This window comes from Massilia sp. CF038, from assembly GCF_900129765.1.
Classification (GTDB): domain Bacteria; phylum Pseudomonadota; class Gammaproteobacteria; order Burkholderiales; family Burkholderiaceae_D; genus Telluria_A.
Genome location: NZ_FQWU01000001.1, coordinates 1770394 through 1786663, shown reverse-complemented (window position 1 = coordinate 1786663; position 16270 = coordinate 1770394). Strand labels below are relative to the sequence as shown.

The window sequence follows — 16270 nt, the reverse complement described above, 5'->3', positions numbered from 1 at the left end:
AGCGCAATCTTGTCTACTTCTCAAGCCACCAGGAGAACGACATGCCCACCATGACACCTGAAATGGAAACGCTTAAAACGCGGCTGAAAGCCACCTGGATGTCCGGGGACTACGCGCATTTCGCCGGCTACCTCGAACCGGGCGCACTGGCCTGGTTGCAGCGTCTGGAAGCCGGACCAGGTGTGCGCATGCTCGATGTGGGCTGTGGCGCCGGGCAAATCGCCATCCCCGCCGCCCGCGCGGGCGCCCAGGTCACTGGTGTGGACATTGCCTCGAACCTCATTGCGCACGCGCGCGAGCGGGCCGCGCGCGAAGGGGTGCAGGTCACCTTCGCCGAGGGCGATGCCGAACAACTGCCCTACCCCGACGCCAGTTTCAATCTGGTGGTCAGCCTGATTGGCGCCATGTTCGCACCGCGCCCGGACCTGGTGGCCGCCGAACTGCTGCGCGTGTGCGAACCCGGCGGACGCATTGCCATGGCCAACTGGACCCCGCAGGGCCACGTCGGCCAGATGTTCAAAACCATCGCCGGCTACGTGCCGCCTTCGCCGCTGATGGTGTCACCGCTCAAATGGGGCGACGAAGACACTGTGCGCGAACGGCTGGGCGCCGGCACGCGCAGCCTGTCGCTGGTGCGCAAGACCTACCCCATGCATTACCCCTTCCCGCCGGCCGAGGTAGCCGAATTCTTCTTCACGTATTACGGCCCCACGGTGCGCGCGCTGGCCGCGCTGGAAGGCGAATCGAAGGACAATCTGCGCAAGGACCTGGCCGCGCTATGGGCCAGCAACAACGAGGCCACCGATGGCAGCACGCTCGTCAATGCCGAGTATCTCGACGTCAGCGCCGTGCGACACTAACGCGCCAGGCAGTTGGTCTCGGCTTACATGTGGGTCACCTGCGGCTCCAGCACGCTTGCGCACTGGCAGCGAGCGTCAACCGCAGGAGCGGTTCAGCCTGCATCGTCCTCGCGCAGGCGGCGGTCCGACGACTCGGGACCCATCCCACGCAAGCAATACCTCAGCGCGCGCGTGCCTTGGGTCCCCGCCTGCGCGAGGACGATGTTTTTAGGTCTCCGTGCACATGCGACAGGTCCATCCAGCAGCTTGCGCACGGGCCACGAGCGTCATGGACCGCAGGAGCAGTTCAGCCTGCGCGAGGACGATGTTTTTAGGTCTCCGTGCACATGCGACAGGTCCACCCAGCAGCTTGCGCACGGGCCACGAGCGTCATGGACCGCAGGAACAGTCAGCCTGCATCGTCCTCGCGCAGGCGGGGACCCATTCCACGCAAGCAATACCTCAGCGCGCGCGTGCCTTGGGTCCCCGCCTGCGCGAGGACGATGTTTTTAGGTCTCCGTGCACATGCGACAGGTCCATCCAGCAAGCTTGCGCAAGGGCCACAGGGCTCATCCAAAAACAGCAACCAGCTGCCGCGTCACGGCGCGCTCGCAATATCGATGCGGCGCTGCAGGCGCGCGGCCCCGTCACTGTCACCCGCCGCCTGGGCGCGCTTCAGCGAGATCCCGAGCCATACCAGCAACGGGCGGCGCCAGCCCTGACCGGACGCCGTGTCCGTGGCGACGGCGATGTCGGGCGGCGTAATGCGCTCGGTGCGCATCAACACACCTGCTGCCACCAGGCGCGCCAGCGGATCGGCGATGGCCGCCAGCGTCCCTTTGCCCTGGGCGACGGCACGGTGCTGTTCCGGCAGCAGCGCCACATCCAAGCCCTGCCATTGGCCGCCCAGATAGCTGGCGTAAGCCCGCTCGGCTGGCGTGGCATCCTGGGCCAGTGCTGCAAAGCGCGGGCAATCGTCAAACTCCAGGCTGGCCACGCGCGTGGCACAGGCCACAAGTTCTGCGTGTGCGACCAGATCGGGACGGCCGGTACTGGCTACTTCGCTGCGCGCGCGGGCAAACTCGGTGGCCGCGATGGCACTGTCGCCCTTCAGGTAAGCGTCGCTGTAGGCGCCCAGGGCGGAGCCGGCGTTGGCCTTCCAGTCCGGCTGCGGCGGTTGATTGCCACATGCGGCAAGCAGCGCCGCCAGCACGCATAGTGTGGTCAGGGTCTTCATGGCAGCTTGAGCTCCGTTTCACTGGCAAAGGGCCACTTGCGGTTGATTTCATCGATCAGGCGCGTCACCTTGCGCAAGCTGGCGTCCACTTCGGCGCGCAGCACGCTCAGGTCCTTGGTGGCCTTGTTGGCGTTACCTGCCACGGCTTGCGCCTCCACCAGCACCGCGTCCACCTTTTTCAGACTGGCGCTGGCATCCTTGAGCACCACATTCAACTGGCGAATGGCCGCCTGCGCGTCGTCCATCACGCCTTCTTTGCCAAACACGCGCCGGTCCGCTTTCAGAATCAGGGCATCGACATGCTCCAGCGTTTGCAGCAGCTTGCGCGCTTCCGCCTCGCTGCCCAGCGCACCGCCCAGCAAACCGTATTTGCCGCCGAAGCGGCCAGTGGCAGCTTCGATATTGGCCAGGCTGTTGTTGATGGACGAGTCGCTGCGCGTCATGTTGTCCAGATTTTCCAGCAAGGCGCGGGCACTCGCCACCAGCTTGGGAATCTCGGCTGCGGTATCGCCCGCAAGTACCGTGCGCGAGGCATTATCTTCCAAAGGCGGATCGGTCAGGATGCCCGAGTAGGCGCGAATGCGCGTCTCGCCCACCATGCTCTTTTCCATCGTGAACACGCTCGACTGGCGCAGCCATTTGGCGTCCTTGCGCGGCACGTCGACCAGAATGCGCGCCTTGCCGTCTGCGGCCAGCTCGACGCGCTGCACGCGCCCGATCGGAAAACCCGAGAACGTCATGTCCATGCCGGGAATGACGCCTTCGGAATTGTCAGCGATGAGCACCAGGCGCTGGGTGCTCTCGAACACACCCCGCGCATACATCACGTACAGCAGGAACGCGGCAATCAGGGCCGCCATCAGCACCAGCAGAATGACCGCCTTGGTCTCGACATGGGCTACCGGTTCGGACGGCAGATCGGCTTCAGTCATGGACACTTCCTGTTCAAATGTATTTGACGGCCAGCGAGGCCGCCTCGATCACCAGCAGCACAAACAGCAAACGCACCGCGCCTGGCTGCACGGTCGACGTAGGACGCAGGCCGGTACGGTGGGTTTCCAGGATGGCTGCGGTTGGAATCACCGCCACCGCCAGCCCAAACAAGATGGTCTTGAGCGCGAAGCCGGTGGTTACCACCGGGTCGAAGATGCGGCCGACCGTGCGCGTGTAGTCGACCAGGCCCCATGGCGAGCCGCCGTACACGCTGATGTAGGCCAGCACCAGCACGATCACGCTGCTGACCATGGCCAGGCTCAGGACCGCGAACGCATTTGAAATCACTTGCGGAACCAGATCGGCGCGCAAGCGGTTCTGCGCTTCGCGCGATCGGTCCGGCGAGGCGGCAGCGGCAACGGCCAGCGCGTCGCCGGCGTTGAAGGCCAGGCCGGCGCGCAAGGCCACAAACATGGCGGCAGTGAGGGGGATCAGTTCCAGCACCAGCACGCGCACCACCATTTCAAGGGCATAGGCGGACAAACCGTAACTGCGCGCCGTGACCACCACGATGCGGATGATGACCAGGCTGACCAGTGCTGACAGCAGTGTGAACCAGGGCAGCACTTGCCAGGTGCTGGTGTAGATGTAGTGGGACGTGGCGATCCGGTTGCGCCGGTTGTAGGTGGACGGCGAGAATGCCATCACGATGGCGATGGCGCCCAGGTGGGTCAAATACCACCAGCTGGCCAGGTAGCGCCACAGGAGCGGGCCCCAGCGCGAGGGTTTGGTGGTGAGGAAGCTGTTCATTGTTGGAGGCTGAGCATCGGTGCCATAGGCCCCCGCCTGCGCGAGGGCGATGTAACACTGGCGCGCAACCGAGGGGATGCGAACGACGGAAAACCACTACATCGTCCTCGCGCAGGCGGGGACCCATACCACCTCGGCTCAGTCATTGTCGCCTCGCCTCCTGCACGCCCGTCACTTCCATGATCGCCAGCAGGGCCTTCTGCAGCTGCGCGGTCGATCCAATTTCGGCCGTAAAGGTCATGCGCGCCTGCCCCTTCGCACTTTGCGTATTCACGCCGATCACATTGATCTTTTCGCGCGAAAAAACTTCAGAGATATCGCGCAGCAGACCCTGACGGTCGCCCGCCAGAATAAACAAATCAACCGGATACACCGTATCCTGCCCGGTACGCCCCCAGTCGGTATGAATCACGCGCTCGGGTGCCTTGGCCCGCATCTCGGCAAAATTCTTGCAGGTGGCGCGATGAATCGACACCCCTTTGCCGCGCGTGACAAAACCGACGATGCCGTCCGGCGGCGCCGGCTTGCAGCACTTGGCCAGCGCCGTCATCAAGCCATCGGTGCCCACGACCAGCACACCCGACTTGGCGCCCTGCTCCACGCTGGACGCCCGGCTCTTGTTGACCACGGCCGCGTCTTCCACGGGCGCCACTTCACCGGTATCGTGCAGCGCCTGCTCCACGTGGCGCAGGCTGAATTCTTCCTTGCCGACCGAGATGAACAGATCGTCCACCTTGGCAAAGCCCAGCTTGTGCGCCAGCGATTCCAGATTCACCGCCGTCTTGCCTTCGCGCTGCAGCGATTTTTCCACCATTGCGCGGCCATGGGCCAGCGTTTCTTCCAGGTCGATGGCATGGAACCAGGCGCGCACCTTGGAGCGGGTGCGGGTGCTGACCGTATAGCCGGCGCCAAGCCAGTCGCGCGACGGACCAGCGGTACCGGGCGCGCCCTTGGCGGTAATGATCTCGCAGGTCTGGCCACTTTTCAGTGGTGTATTGAGCGGCACCATCACGCCGTCCACACGCGCGCCACGGCAGCGGTGCCCCACTTCACTGTGCAGGTGGTAGGCAAAGTCGATCGGCGTCGCGCCCACCGGCAGCTCCAGCACGCGCGCCTGCGGCGTCAGCACGAAGATGCGGTCGTCCAGGGATGCGGACTTGAGCTTCTCCACCCATTCGCGCTGGGTTTCTTCCTGACTGACGACGGCGTCGGCCACGTCGGTTTTCCAGGCCAGCAGCTGGCGCAGCCAGGCGATCTTTTCGTCGTACTTCTGGCCCTTGAAGTTGGAACCGCCTTCTTCCTTGTAACGCCAGTGGGCCGCAATCCCGTATTCGGCAAAATTGTGCATTTCCTGGGTGCGGATCTGCACTTCCAGCGGCCGCCCGTCTTCGGCCATCACCACGGTGTGCAGCGACTGGTAGCCGTTTGGTTTGGGCCGCGAAATGTAATCGTCGAACTCTTTCGGAATCGGGGTCCAGATATTGTGCACCACGCCCAGCACCGTGTAGCAGGTTTTGTCATCAGCCACAATCACGCGGAAGGCGCGTACGTCATACAGCTCCGAGAAATCGAGCTCCTTGCCGCGCATCTTGTTCCAGATGCTGTAGATGTGCTTGGGCCGGCCAAATACCTCCGCCTTGATGCCCGCCTCGGCCAGTTCGCGCTGCAAACGCTCGATCGAGGTCTGCACAAAGCCTTCGCGCATCATGCGCTTTTCTTCGAGCATCTTGGCGATGCGCTTGTAGGTGTCCGGTTCGATGAAGCGGAACGACAAGTCTTCCAGCTCCCACTTGAGCTGCCAGATCCCCAATCGGTTGGCCAGCGGCGCGTACAGCTCCAGCGTTTCGCGCCCATAAGCCTGGGTCAGGTCGTTAAACAGCTTCAGGTCGGCAAAATAGCGCAGCGTGGTCACGCACGATGCCAGCCGCACCAGCACCACGCGCATGTCGCTGGCCATGGCCAGCAGCATCTTGCGCAGCGTTTCGACCTGGGCCACGGCTTGCTGGGCCGCGTTCTTGCCGCGCCCTGCCGTCTCTTTACCGACCGTCATGTCGCGCAGGCGAATCAGCTGGCGCACGCCAGTCACCAGATCGGTCGCTTCCTTGCCTACCCGCGCCTCCAGTCCCAGTACTGCCTTGGGGTCGAGGACGGTGAGCTCGAACATCAGCCCGGCGATGCGGGTTTCGGCGTCAGTGCGCAAAAAGGCTAGCGTGCCGGCCACGCCGACGGCGAAGTCGAGCGCGTTCTGGCCCGAGGTACAGACCTTGTCCTGGTAAGCCTGGCTCGCGTAGTCAAGCGCAGCCTCGACCCGGGCGGCATCTTCGGCGCCCAGCCCCTGGACCAGCTGACTGGTCGCGCTCCCCAGCGCGGCAATGGAAACCATACCGTGGCTAGCGCAAGGCGGCGGTGACGATGACTTCGACCAGGCAGGCCGGATCGGCCAGCTTCGATTCGACGGTGGCGCGCGGCGGCGTGTGGCCCGATGCGACCCAGTCATCCCACACCACATTCATGCCGGCAAAGTGGGCCATGTCGGCAATAAAAATCTGGCACATTAAGATGCAACTTTTGTCGCTGCCGGCCTCGGCCAGCAAACGGTCGACGTGGCCCAGCACTTCGCGCATCTGCCCTTCAATGTCGGCACTGGTGTCTTCGGCGATCTGGCCGGCCAGGTACACCGTGCCGTTATGAATGGCCACTTCCGATAAGCGTTTTCCTACGTGCAGTCTTGTAATTTCCATGGTGGTTCCGTGTCTGATAAAGAGCGGCGCTTAGCCGATCAGGAATTGTCGTGCGATGGCGATCTGGTCTTCGTTGAGGAAGGTGGGCGCATGGCCCACGTTCGCAATTTCGATCAACTGCGCCTTGGGTCCGCGCGCGGCCATGGCCTGGGCGGTTTCGCGCGAGAGCAGATCGGAATTGGCGCCGCGAATGAGCAAGGTCGGGCAGCGGATCGCATCGTAAATCGCCCACAACGCGGCCTCGTCGGCCTTGCTGCTCTCGGGCGTGGTATTTTTGAAGGGCACCGCCAGGCCCATGTCGTAATGGCGTACCCACTGGCCATCCGGCTGCTGGCGCAGCACGTCGCTGGCCAGCTTGTTCCATTGCTCATCGGTATGCTCGCCGAAGGAAAGGGACACTTCGCGCACAAAGCGCGCCGCCGCATCGAAGTCCGGGAAGCGCAATTCCTGGCCGATGTAATCGCCAATGCGCAGCAAGGCCGCCGGATCGAGCGTGGGGCCGATGTCGTTGAGCACCAGTTTGCGCACCGGACTGCCCGGCAGTGATGCCAGCGCCATGCCGATCAAACCGCCCATCGAGGTGCCGAACCAGTCGATCTGCGCAGAAGCATTGTGCGCCGTTACCCGTGCAATCAGGGTCACCATGTCGCTAACATACTGGGGCACGCTGTACAGGCGCGGGTCGAGCAGCTTGCCCGAGCGGCCGCGGCCGACCACATCGGGACAGATCACCCGATAGTTGCCCGCCAGCGCGCGTGCCAGCGCATCGAAGTCGTCGCCGACCCGCGTCACGCCGTGCACGCAAATGAGAATGTTCGGGTTGTCTGCCGCGCCCCATTCCTTGTACGACATTGAATGCAGGCCGGTTGGAGAGCAGCACTGGACGGATTTAATACTCGCTTCGGTCATGCCGACTCCAAATTCAAATATGTGTTTCAATCTTTACCGTGTTTAGAATTCTACATCATCACCCACTAACCTTTCCGACAGAGGACACAATGAAAACTTCCATGCTGAGCGGCAAAACAGCTCTCGTCACGGGCTCGACCTCGGGCATTGGCCTGGGCATTGCCCGCGCGCTGGCCCAGCAAGGCGCCAACCTCGTCTTCAATGGATTTGGCGATGCGCAGCAGATTGAAAAGCTCTACACCGACATTGGCAAGGAATTCGATGTCCAGACCGCGTATCACAACGCCGACATGTCCAAGCCGGACGAAATTGCCGCGATGATGCAGTTTGCCGATGCCAAATTTGGCGGGGTTGACGTCCTGGTCAACAATGCCGGCATCCAGCATGTGGCCAATATCGAAGATTTCCCGGTCGAGAAATGGGATGCCATCATCGCCATCAACCTTACCTCCGCCTTTCACACCTCACGCCTGGCCCTGCCCGGCATGCAGAAAAAGAACTGGGGCCGCATCATCAATCTGGCGTCGGTGCACGGCCTGGTCGGCTCGGCGCAGAAATCGGCCTACGTGGCGGCCAAGCATGGCCTGGTCGGCTTCACCAAGGTGACGGCACTGGAAAACGCCCACACTGGCGTGACCTGCAATGCCATCTGCCCAGGCTGGGTGCTGACGCCGCTGGTGCAAAAACAGGTCGACGACCGCGCCGCCAAGGAAGGCTTGAGCAACGAGGACGCCAAAAAAGCGCTGCTGTCGGAGAAACAGCCGTCCGGTGAATTCGTGACCCCCGAGGAACTGGGCGCCCTGGCGGTCTTCTTCTGCAGCCCGGCTGGCGACCAGGTGCGCGGCGTGGCGTGGAATATGGATGGCGGCTGGGCCGCGCAGTAAGCGGAAGGGGATCGATGCCCGCCCGCATCGGTCCCGCGCATGTCTTCTTACGGTCAAATCCTACCCACTGCGGATATCCACAATAGATTACGCGGTCTAATTGAACAATGATGGAAGGATTCCAACACCGGCCGGAGACACCGCCATGACCAAGAAACCGTTCTACAAAATCCTGTACGTTCAGGTCCTGTTCGCCATCTTCTGTGGCATTCTGCTGGGCGTGTTTTACCCCAAGCTGGGGGTGGACATGAAACCGCTGGGCGACGGCTTCATCAAACTGATCAAAATGATCATTGCGCCAGTCATCTTTTGCACGGTCGTCTCGGGCATTGCCGGCATGCAGGACATGAAAAAAATCGGCCGCGTGGGCGGCAAGGCCCTGCTCTACTTTGAGGTCGTGTCCACCTTTGCCCTGGCCATTGGCCTGGTGGTGGCCAACCTGGTGCGCCCGGGCGACGGCTTCAATGCCAACCCGGCCACCCTCGACACCAAGGCCATTGCCGAATACACGGCCAAGGCGCATTCGCAAAGCACGGTCGACTTCCTGCTCAACATCATTCCGACCACCGTGGTCGACGCCTTTGCCAAGGGCGATATATTGCAAGTGCTGTTGTTTGCGATCCTGTTCGGCTTTGCGCTCTCGCTGCTGGGTGAACGCGGCCGCCCCGTCACCAAGCTGATTGACGACCTGTCGCATGTGATTTTCGGGGTGGTCGGCATTGTCATGAAGGCGGCGCCGATCGGTGCGTTCGGCGCCATGGCATTCACGATTGGCAAATTCGGCCTGGCATCGCTGCTGCCGCTGGCCAAGCTGATGGGCTCGTTCTACCTTACCTGCGGCCTGTTCGTGGTCGTGGTGCTGGGCACCATTGCCTGGCTGACGGGCTTCAATATCTTCCGCTTCATCTCGTACATCAAGGAAGAATTACTCATCGTGCTGGGCACCAGCTCGTCGGAAAGCGCGCTGCCGGCCTTGATGCGCAAACTCGAAAAGCTCGGCTGCTCCAAACCCGTGGTCGGCCTGGTGGTGCCGACCGGCTACTCGTTCAATCTCGATGGCACCAACATCTACATGACCATGGCCGCCCTGTTCGTGGCCCAGGCCACCAATACCGAGTTGACGCTGATGCAGGAACTGACCATTCTGGGCGTGGCCATGCTCACCTCCAAGGGAGCCTCGGGCATTACCGGGGCCGGCTTCATCACCCTGGCGGCCACGCTGGCAGTGGTGCCCACCATCCCCGTGGCCGGCATGGCGCTGATTCTCGGCATCGACCGCTTCATGAGCGAATGCCGCGCGCTGACCAACTTCATCGGCAATGGCGTGGCCACCGTGGTGGTGTCGCATTGGGAGAAAGAGCTCAACCACGAGCGCCTGCAATCGGAACTGCGCCACCCCACCCATCTGGAAGACGACCGCGAACTGTATCCGGTTCGTAAGGCAGCCTGATCCGCAGGTTGACGGGCAAATGTAGATGCGCTGGCAGCTACAACGTAGGTGAAACCACGAAAATGAAGCGACGTCGCCCTCGCGAAGGCGGGGGCCTATTCCATTTCTCCGGATTCGGATCCATGGAATAGCCCCCCGCCTTCGCGAGGGCGACCACGCTCTTACCCTAGCGCAGCCGGTAGATCACGCTGACCGGCTGCGCCATTTTCAGCAAGGTGACCGCCAGCAGATCGGCACGGCTGGCCGGCTCGCTCTTGCTGCCACTGTAGCGGCCGAAGTCGCCCGGGGCCAGATTCATGGCCCGCGACAGATTTTTCATTTCCCCACTACTGATTGCACTGACCGGACCCAGCTTGCGCCCTGCGGCCGCTGCCATTGCCTCGGCCTTGCGGCGTGCCGCGGCCACCGCCTCGCGCATCAAGTCCCCTTCCACGCGGGCCCGCTCAGCGGTGTCAAACACGGTCATGAAGCCATCCAGATTGGGCTTGTCCAGCAGCGGCCCCACCACGGCGCGCCACTTGGCCAGGTTGCGTACGATCAGCTTGACGCCACAGCGGATCTCGTAGCTGGGGGCCTCGGCGCTGCCATCCTTGACGATCTCCTTGCGCAAGTCGCGCACTTCCACGTCATCCGGCCCAATGCCGTTCTCGTCCATGAGGGCGCGGATCTCGGCGACACGCGCCTGCACCTGGGCCACCGCCAATGCCGGGTCCGCGTCGCGCGCGGCGATTTCAAAGTCAATCTCGCCCTGATCAGGCAAGACCGTAGCGCTGCCGACCCCATCGGCGTGAATGAAGGGATAGGCTGGCAGATCGGCAGCCAGCGCCGCAGCGGCCGGCATGGCGCAGAACAAGGCGAACAGGACAAGCTTGAACATGATGGCTCCAATATAGACAATATTGTCTATATTAAGTCGTGCGCAGCGATCAGGCAAGGCATCATTAAAACCCCGTGCACGGGTTTAGTTAGACATCGCGGTCTAGTTCCGCTACCCTAGTCAGACCCGGATTCTTCTACCTGACCCATGTCCAAAAGCCCTGCCCCACCCAAACCCACCGCCGCTGAACTCGATTTGCTGCAGGTACTGTGGCCTCTGGGCGCCGCCACAGCCAAGCAAGTGCACCAGCAAATGTGCAAGGAGCGGCCCGAGGTGACCTACGCCACCGTCCTGCGCCTGATGCAGATCATGCACACCAAGGGCTTGCTGATTCGCGACGAGAGCGAGCGATCGCACGTGTACGCGCCCGCCCAGGCCCAGGACTCCCTGCAGACCGGGCTGCTCAAGGACTTGATTCAGAAAGCCTTTGCCGGCTCGGCCAAGGCGCTGGTGCTGGCCGCCCTCAAGAGCGGCATTTCCAAGAGTGAGCGCGAAGAAATCGAAAAGCTGCTCCAGCAAGGGGATCAACCCAAATGAACGCGCCCCTGATCGACAGCATCGGCTGGACGCTGCTGCATTTTGTCTGGCAAGGCGCCGTGATCGGCCTGGCCAGTGCCGTGGCGCTGGCCGCCTTGCGCCGGGCCGGTCCGGGCGCACGCTACCTGGTCGCGTGCGCCGGCCTGCTCACTTGTCTGCTGTGGCCCGCGGCCGAACTGACACTGCGCCTGAGCGCCGGCAGCGAAGCCGTCCCGCTGATGCGGTTTACCGACGCCATGCTGGTCAACACGGTCAATGGCGCTTCCGGTGGCTTGCTGGCCCTGCTGCAGGCTTCGCTCCCACTGATCGTCGGCTTCTGGGCCGTCTGCGCCGCCGTGCTGGCACTGCGCATGGCGCTTGGTCTGGCATGGATCGGCCACACCGCAGCGCGCCAGCGCACCGATGCGCACTGGCAGGCATGCGCCAGCGGCATTGCGGCTGCCTTCAAGGTCACGCGCCCGGTGCGCCTGTACGTGGTCGAGCGCCTCGCCAGTCCGCTCACGGTTGGCTGGTGGCGCCCGGTGGTGCTGCTGCCGGCGGCACTGGTGTCGGGCATGCCGCCCGAGCTGCTCACGGCCTTGCTGGCGCACGAGATGGCGCACATCAAACGCTACGATTACCTGGTCAACCTGGGCCAGAACGTGATTGAAACAGTGCTGTTCTATCATCCGGCGGTGTGGTGGCTATCAGGCCGCGTGCGCGACGAGCGCGAACAGATCGCCGACGATCTGGCGGCCCGCCACACGGGCCAGCCGCGCCAGCTCGCGCAAGCCTTGTCCGAACTCGAACGCCTGCAATTTGCAGGCAGCCAGCTCACGGTGGCAGCCAGCGGCGGCGCGCTGCTCACGCGTGTGCGGCGCCTGCTGCAACCAGATACCCAGGCGCGCAGCTGGAAAGCGGGCTTGCCCTTGCTGGTATGTGCGCTGGCATGCGCCGGGATGTATGCCCATGCGGCAGCGCGCGTGCCGGCGCTGGAACGTCTGATTGTGGACCACACTGCCGTGGCCGATTTCTCCAGCTGCGCCAAACCGCGCTATCCGGTCAGCGCTATCGCCGAGAACCGCACCGGCACCGTGACGCTGGGCTTCGAGATCGGCCCCGATGGCCGCGTGGCCGAGTCGCGCGTTGCTGCCTCCAGCGGCCACGCCGACCTGGATGCGGCGGCGCGCAGCGCCATTGCCCTGTGCAAGTTTGTGCCGGCAGTGCGCGCCGGGCAGCCGGTGCGCTCCGTCATGAAGATGGAGTATGTCTGGGTGCTGGAATAGAAATAAATGTCTGGACGCGCGAAATTATCTAGACAATAGTGTCTAGACAAACTATTCTACATACTCCAACACCAACACAATGGAGATGTAGATGAGCATGACAAAATCGCTGCTACTGGCAGGCGCCGCCCTGTTGTTGAGCACGGGCGCACTGGCCGCAACCGACAAGCCAGCAGTGGTCAACTTTACCAGCTGCGCCAAGCCGGTCTACCCGGCGGACGCCCTCGCCGCCAACCGCACGGGGACGGTCACGCTGAAGTTTTTGATTGGCACCGATGGCGCCGTGGTTGATACCGGCGTGGCCAAGTCCAGCGGCCACGCAGACCTGGATGAAGCGGCGCGCACGGCCATCAAGCTGTGCAAGTTCTCGCCCGCAGTCAAGAAAGGCAAACCTGTGCAGGAGTGGATGCACATGCAGTATGTGTGGACGCTGCAGTAATGCATTGACTCGGGCTCATCATCGAGCCCGAGTTGGAAAAACCTTGCCGGCTTAGAAGGCGGACACGTCCAGCGGCGCACCCGTGGCTGCAAGCACCTCGGTGGGCTTGACACCGGGCGCCAGTTCAATCAGCTTCAAACCGGCCGGGGTCACTTCAATCACGCCCAGGTCGGTGATGATCAGGTCGACCACGCCCACCCCGGTCAGCGGCAGATCGCATTGCTTCAGGATCTTGTGCGAGGTGGTGCCATCCTTGGCGGTGGCCACATGCTCCATCACCACCACCACGCGGCGCACACCGGCCACCAGATCCATGGCCCCGCCCATGCCCTTGACCATTTTGCCTGGAATCATCCAGTTGGCCAGGTCGCCCTGCGCCGACACTTGCATCGCGCCCAGAATGGCCAGGTTGATCTTGCCGCCGCGGATCATGCCGAAGGAATCGGCCGAGCTGAAGTAGGCCGCGCCGGGCAAGGCCGTGACGGTCTGCTTGCCTGCATTGATCAGATCGGCATCGACTTCCGCCTCGGTCGGGAACGGGCCGATGCCAAGCAAGCCGTTTTCAGACTGCAAAAATACTTCGATATCCTTGGGCACGTAATTGGCCACCAGGGTGGGCAAGCCAATGCCCAGATTCACATAAAAGCCGTCTTGCAGCTCTTTTGCCGCGCGCGCGGCCATTTCGTCACGAGTCCATGCCATGTTTTTCTCCGGTTGATCTTAGTTGGCCCGCACGGTGCGCTGTTCAATGCGCTTTTCCGGCGTGGCGTTGACGACGATGCGGTGCACGAAAATGCTTGGGGTGTGCACTTGGTCCGGATCGATCTCGCCCACTTCGACCAGCTTTTCCACTTCCACGATGGTGATCTTGCCTGCCATCGCCACATTCGGATTGAAATTGCGCGCGGTTTTGCGGTACACCAGATTGCCTGCGCGGTCGGCCATATAGGCCTTAACCAGGGCCACATCGGCCACCAGAGCGCGTTCCATGACGTATTGTTCGCCATCGAATTCGCGCACTTCCTTGCCTTCCGCGACGATGGTGCCCACGCCGGTCCGGGTAAAGAAGGCAGGAATGCCGGCACCGCCGGCGCGCAGTTTTTCCGCCAGCGTGCCTTGCGGCGTGAATTCCAGTTCGAGTTCGCCTGCCAGGTACTGGCGCGCAAACTCCTTGTTTTCGCCGACGTAGGACGAGATCATTTTCTTGATCTGGCGCGTGGTGAGCAGCTGGCCCAGGCCGAAATCGTCCACGCCCGCATTGTTCGAAATGGCGGTCAGGCCTTTGACGCCGGAGTTGCGCAGTGCCAGGATGAGCGCCTCGGGAATGCCGCACAGGCCGAAGCCCCCCACGGCAATGGTCTGGCCATCGGCCACGATACCGGCCAGCGCCGCTGCCGCGTCGGGATAAACTTTGTTCATACTGTCCCTTTTATAGTGTGAGCGCGATGCGCTCGTTTCTGTACTGCCAAGTGGATTCTCAGCATAAAATACGCCAGCCAAAAGCACAATACCGTAGAAATACCGGTCATCTCCTTTTATCTGAACCAATGAATCTGGATCAAATGAGCGCAGCCCCCGCAATCGATTTTGAAATGATCTTCCGTCACGCGCCGGTTGGCATGTGCATCTCGGTCAATCGCGTGATTCAGTCCTGCAATGAGGCGGTCAGCGCCATGTTTGGCTACGCGCACGGAGCGCTCGACGGGCAATCGTTCCAGGTGCTGTACCCGACCATCGACGAGTTTCTGCGCACCGGCGACCGCATCATTCCCGTCATGAACGCGCGCGGCGTGTATTCGGACGAGCGGATCATGCGCCGCGCCAATGGCGAACTGTTCTGGTGCCATGTCAGCGGGCGCGCCATTGACGCGCGCGATCCCCTCGGGGCCGGTGTATGGACGTTTGAAGATGTGAGCGAAAAACGCCCGGTCACCGCCGAGCTGACGCCACGTGAACGGGAAATTGCCGCGTTTCTGGTGGAAGGCAAAACCAGCAAGGTGATTGCGCGTGAAACCGGCCTCAGCCCGCGCACGGTGGAAATGCATCGGGCCAAGCTGATGCGCAAGTTTGCAGCAGCCACCTCGTCCGAGCTGGTGCACAAACTGATGGGGGTGAACCGCTAGCGCGTGCGCACCTGCTGCGCATGCACCATGCGCAGCAGCAAGCGGTGACCAATCCGATTGGTCCAGTTGAAATTGTTCTGCAATACCACCACCGCCATCCTGCTTTCGACATCCATGCCGATATAGGCGGTGTAGCCGGCCACCAGGCCAATCTGGTAAGTGATCTTGCGCCCTTCAATCTCGTCCACAATCCAGGCGGTGGCGGCGGCCTCTTGCGGGCGCGCGAACTGGACCTGCAAACTGTTGCGCAAGGCCCGGTCGCGCAGGGCATCCGCGCCCGGGTACAGATGGGCGCGCGCATAAGCAAGCAGGTCATGTGCATTCGAGTACAGCGCCGCCGAGCCGCTCATCACGTCTGTAAATTCCCAATCGGGCACTGGCTGGCCACGCCGGATCATTTTGGGCTGGTCGCCCGCGTGGCCGCGCGCACGCGTGGCATAACCGGGCAAGGCCGCTGGCACATAGCCGGTATGGTCCAGCTGCAGCGGTGTGAGGATCTTCTGATGCACCAGCGCATCGATGCGCTGCCCGGAGCGCAGCTCCAGGATGGCGCCCAGAATGCCGTAACCAATGTTCGAATACTGCGGCCGTGCTTCGCCGCTTTTCTTGAAGGTGGCCAGATAGTTGAGCAAATAATCGCGGTCAAAATGGCGGTAGAAGCTCTTGCCGGTGAACAGGTATTCGATGAAATAGCGCAGCGTTTCGGGCGTGAATGGCTGGCGCGGCAAACCCGAGGTATGGGTCACCAGCTGGCGCAGGGTGATGCGGCGCGCATCGTCGCTCAGCTTGACGTGCGCGGGCAACAGTGTCGCCAGGGTCTCGTCCCAACCCAGGGCACCTTCTTCCACCAGGATCGCGGTCGTACCGCCGAGAAAACCCTTGCTCAGTGAACCAATGGCAAACAAGGTATCGCCGTCCGGACGGTTGCCTCCTTGCGCCGTCACACCGTAGCCGAAATACTGTGCCTGCCCGTCCGCAGCCAGCACGCCCACCACCAGGCCGGTGTTTTCACCACGCTCGATCAAGGGTTGTGCCAGCCCGTCGACTTCCGCTTTCAGGTCGCTAGAAGCGGCCAGACGCTGCGCCGGCGCGGCGTCGGTGTCGAGCTCCATGCGCGACAGGGTGCCGCAAGCGCCAAGCGCTGCGCACAACATAGTTGCCAAAAGCAGACGGCAGATCGGAAGCAAGTGCGGCATGGTCGGGAAAACGAGGGGGAAGAAAAAGGC

The 16270-nt window shown here is 62.6% G+C and carries 17 protein-coding genes; 7 read left to right on the top strand and 10 right to left on the bottom strand.

Going from position 1 to position 16270, the window contains the following annotated elements; genetic code table 11:
• The first annotated feature begins 41 nt into the window (after positions 1 to 41).
• Positions 42 to 860, top strand: coding sequence for a class I SAM-dependent methyltransferase (locus BUC24_RS08125; protein WP_073214986.1), 819 nt, complete (start codon positions 42 to 44; stop codon positions 858 to 860).
• 577 nt (positions 861 to 1437) lie between these two features.
• On the opposite strand, the gene BUC24_RS08120 is transcribed toward BUC24_RS08125, so the two are convergent.
• From BUC24_RS08120 to BUC24_RS08095, 6 genes are all read right to left on the bottom strand, one after another.
• Complete coding sequence (locus BUC24_RS08120) at positions 1438 to 2076, bottom strand: hypothetical protein (RefSeq protein WP_073213541.1); 639 nt, start codon at positions 2074 to 2076, stop codon at positions 1438 to 1440.
• Positions 2073 to 3008 (bottom strand): MlaD family protein, encoded by a 936-nt coding sequence (locus tag BUC24_RS08115; RefSeq protein ID WP_073213540.1) that lies wholly within the window; start codon positions 3006 to 3008, stop codon positions 2073 to 2075. The genes BUC24_RS08120 and BUC24_RS08115 overlap by 4 nt, the downstream gene beginning before the upstream one ends.
• Positions 3009 to 3021: 13 nt before the next feature.
• A complete protein-coding gene (locus BUC24_RS08110) occupies positions 3022 to 3819 on the bottom strand; it encodes an MlaE family ABC transporter permease (protein ID WP_073213539.1) in 798 nt (265 codons plus the stop codon).
• A 142-nt stretch (positions 3820 to 3961) separates the two neighbouring features.
• Positions 3962 to 6202 carry a RelA/SpoT family protein gene (locus BUC24_RS08105; RefSeq protein ID WP_073213538.1) on the bottom strand — a complete coding sequence of 747 codons (2241 nt, stop codon included), beginning with the start codon at positions 6200 to 6202 and terminating at the stop codon, positions 3962 to 3964.
• A gap of 7 nt (positions 6203 to 6209) precedes the next feature.
• Positions 6210 to 6560 carry a RidA family protein gene (locus tag BUC24_RS08100; RefSeq protein WP_073213537.1) on the bottom strand — a complete coding sequence of 117 codons (351 nt, stop codon included), beginning with the start codon at positions 6558 to 6560 and terminating at the stop codon, positions 6210 to 6212.
• Positions 6561 to 6590: 30 nt separating this feature from the next.
• The gene (locus BUC24_RS08095) at positions 6591 to 7469 is read right to left on the bottom strand and encodes an alpha/beta fold hydrolase (RefSeq protein WP_073213536.1); all 879 of its coding nucleotides are present in this window, start codon (positions 7467 to 7469) and stop codon (positions 6591 to 6593) included.
• Between the two features lie 89 nt (positions 7470 to 7558).
• Here BUC24_RS08095 and BUC24_RS08090 point away from each other — a divergent pair, with 89 nt between their 5' ends.
• Entirely contained in the window at positions 7559 to 8353 is a 795-nt protein-coding gene (locus BUC24_RS08090; protein WP_073213535.1) for a 3-hydroxybutyrate dehydrogenase, read from the top strand.
• 145 nt (positions 8354 to 8498) lie between these two features.
• Positions 8499 to 9803 carry a dicarboxylate/amino acid:cation symporter gene (locus BUC24_RS08085; RefSeq protein ID WP_073213534.1) on the top strand — a complete coding sequence of 435 codons (1305 nt, stop codon included), beginning with the start codon at positions 8499 to 8501 and terminating at the stop codon, positions 9801 to 9803.
• 166 nt (positions 9804 to 9969) lie between these two features.
• On the opposite strand, the gene BUC24_RS08080 is transcribed toward BUC24_RS08085, so the two are convergent.
• Positions 9970 to 10680, bottom strand: a complete 711-nt coding sequence (locus BUC24_RS08080; RefSeq protein WP_073213533.1) for an SIMPL domain-containing protein — start codon at positions 10678 to 10680, stop codon at positions 9970 to 9972.
• Positions 10681 to 10827: 147 nt separating this feature from the next.
• Here BUC24_RS08080 and BUC24_RS08075 point away from each other — a divergent pair, with 147 nt between their 5' ends.
• The 3 genes from BUC24_RS08075 (at position 10828) to BUC24_RS08065 (ending at position 12921) form a co-directional block, all read left to right on the top strand.
• Complete coding sequence (locus tag BUC24_RS08075) at positions 10828 to 11217, top strand: BlaI/MecI/CopY family transcriptional regulator (RefSeq protein ID WP_073213532.1); 390 nt, start codon at positions 10828 to 10830, stop codon at positions 11215 to 11217.
• Entirely contained in the window at positions 11214 to 12482 is a 1269-nt protein-coding gene (locus tag BUC24_RS08070; RefSeq protein ID WP_073213531.1) for a M56 family metallopeptidase, read from the top strand. Before BUC24_RS08075 ends, BUC24_RS08070 begins: the two co-directional genes overlap by 4 nt.
• Positions 12483 to 12573: 91 nt before the next feature.
• Complete coding sequence (locus BUC24_RS08065) at positions 12574 to 12921, top strand: energy transducer TonB (protein ID WP_229448088.1); 348 nt, start codon at positions 12574 to 12576, stop codon at positions 12919 to 12921.
• Between the two features lie 51 nt (positions 12922 to 12972).
• On the opposite strand, the gene BUC24_RS08060 is transcribed toward BUC24_RS08065, so the two are convergent.
• Positions 12973 to 13623 (bottom strand): 3-oxoacid CoA-transferase subunit B, encoded by a 651-nt coding sequence (locus BUC24_RS08060; RefSeq protein ID WP_073213530.1) that lies wholly within the window; start codon positions 13621 to 13623, stop codon positions 12973 to 12975.
• Positions 13624 to 13641: 18 nt separating this feature from the next.
• On the bottom strand, positions 13642 to 14340 hold the full coding sequence (locus BUC24_RS08055) for a CoA transferase subunit A (protein WP_073213529.1): 699 nt from the start codon (positions 14338 to 14340) through the stop codon (positions 13642 to 13644).
• A gap of 143 nt (positions 14341 to 14483) precedes the next feature.
• On the opposite strand from BUC24_RS08055, the gene BUC24_RS08050 reads away from it, so the two are divergent.
• The gene (locus BUC24_RS08050) at positions 14484 to 15044 is read left to right on the top strand and encodes a LuxR C-terminal-related transcriptional regulator (RefSeq protein ID WP_073214980.1); all 561 of its coding nucleotides are present in this window, start codon (positions 14484 to 14486) and stop codon (positions 15042 to 15044) included.
• Here the strand turns inward: BUC24_RS08050 and BUC24_RS08045 are convergent.
• Positions 15041 to 16198 carry a serine hydrolase domain-containing protein gene (locus BUC24_RS08045; protein ID WP_229448150.1) on the bottom strand — a complete coding sequence of 386 codons (1158 nt, stop codon included), beginning with the start codon at positions 16196 to 16198 and terminating at the stop codon, positions 15041 to 15043. The two genes, BUC24_RS08050 and BUC24_RS08045, sit on opposite strands and share 4 nt — an antisense overlap.
• Between the last annotated feature and the right edge of the window lie 72 nt (positions 16199 to 16270).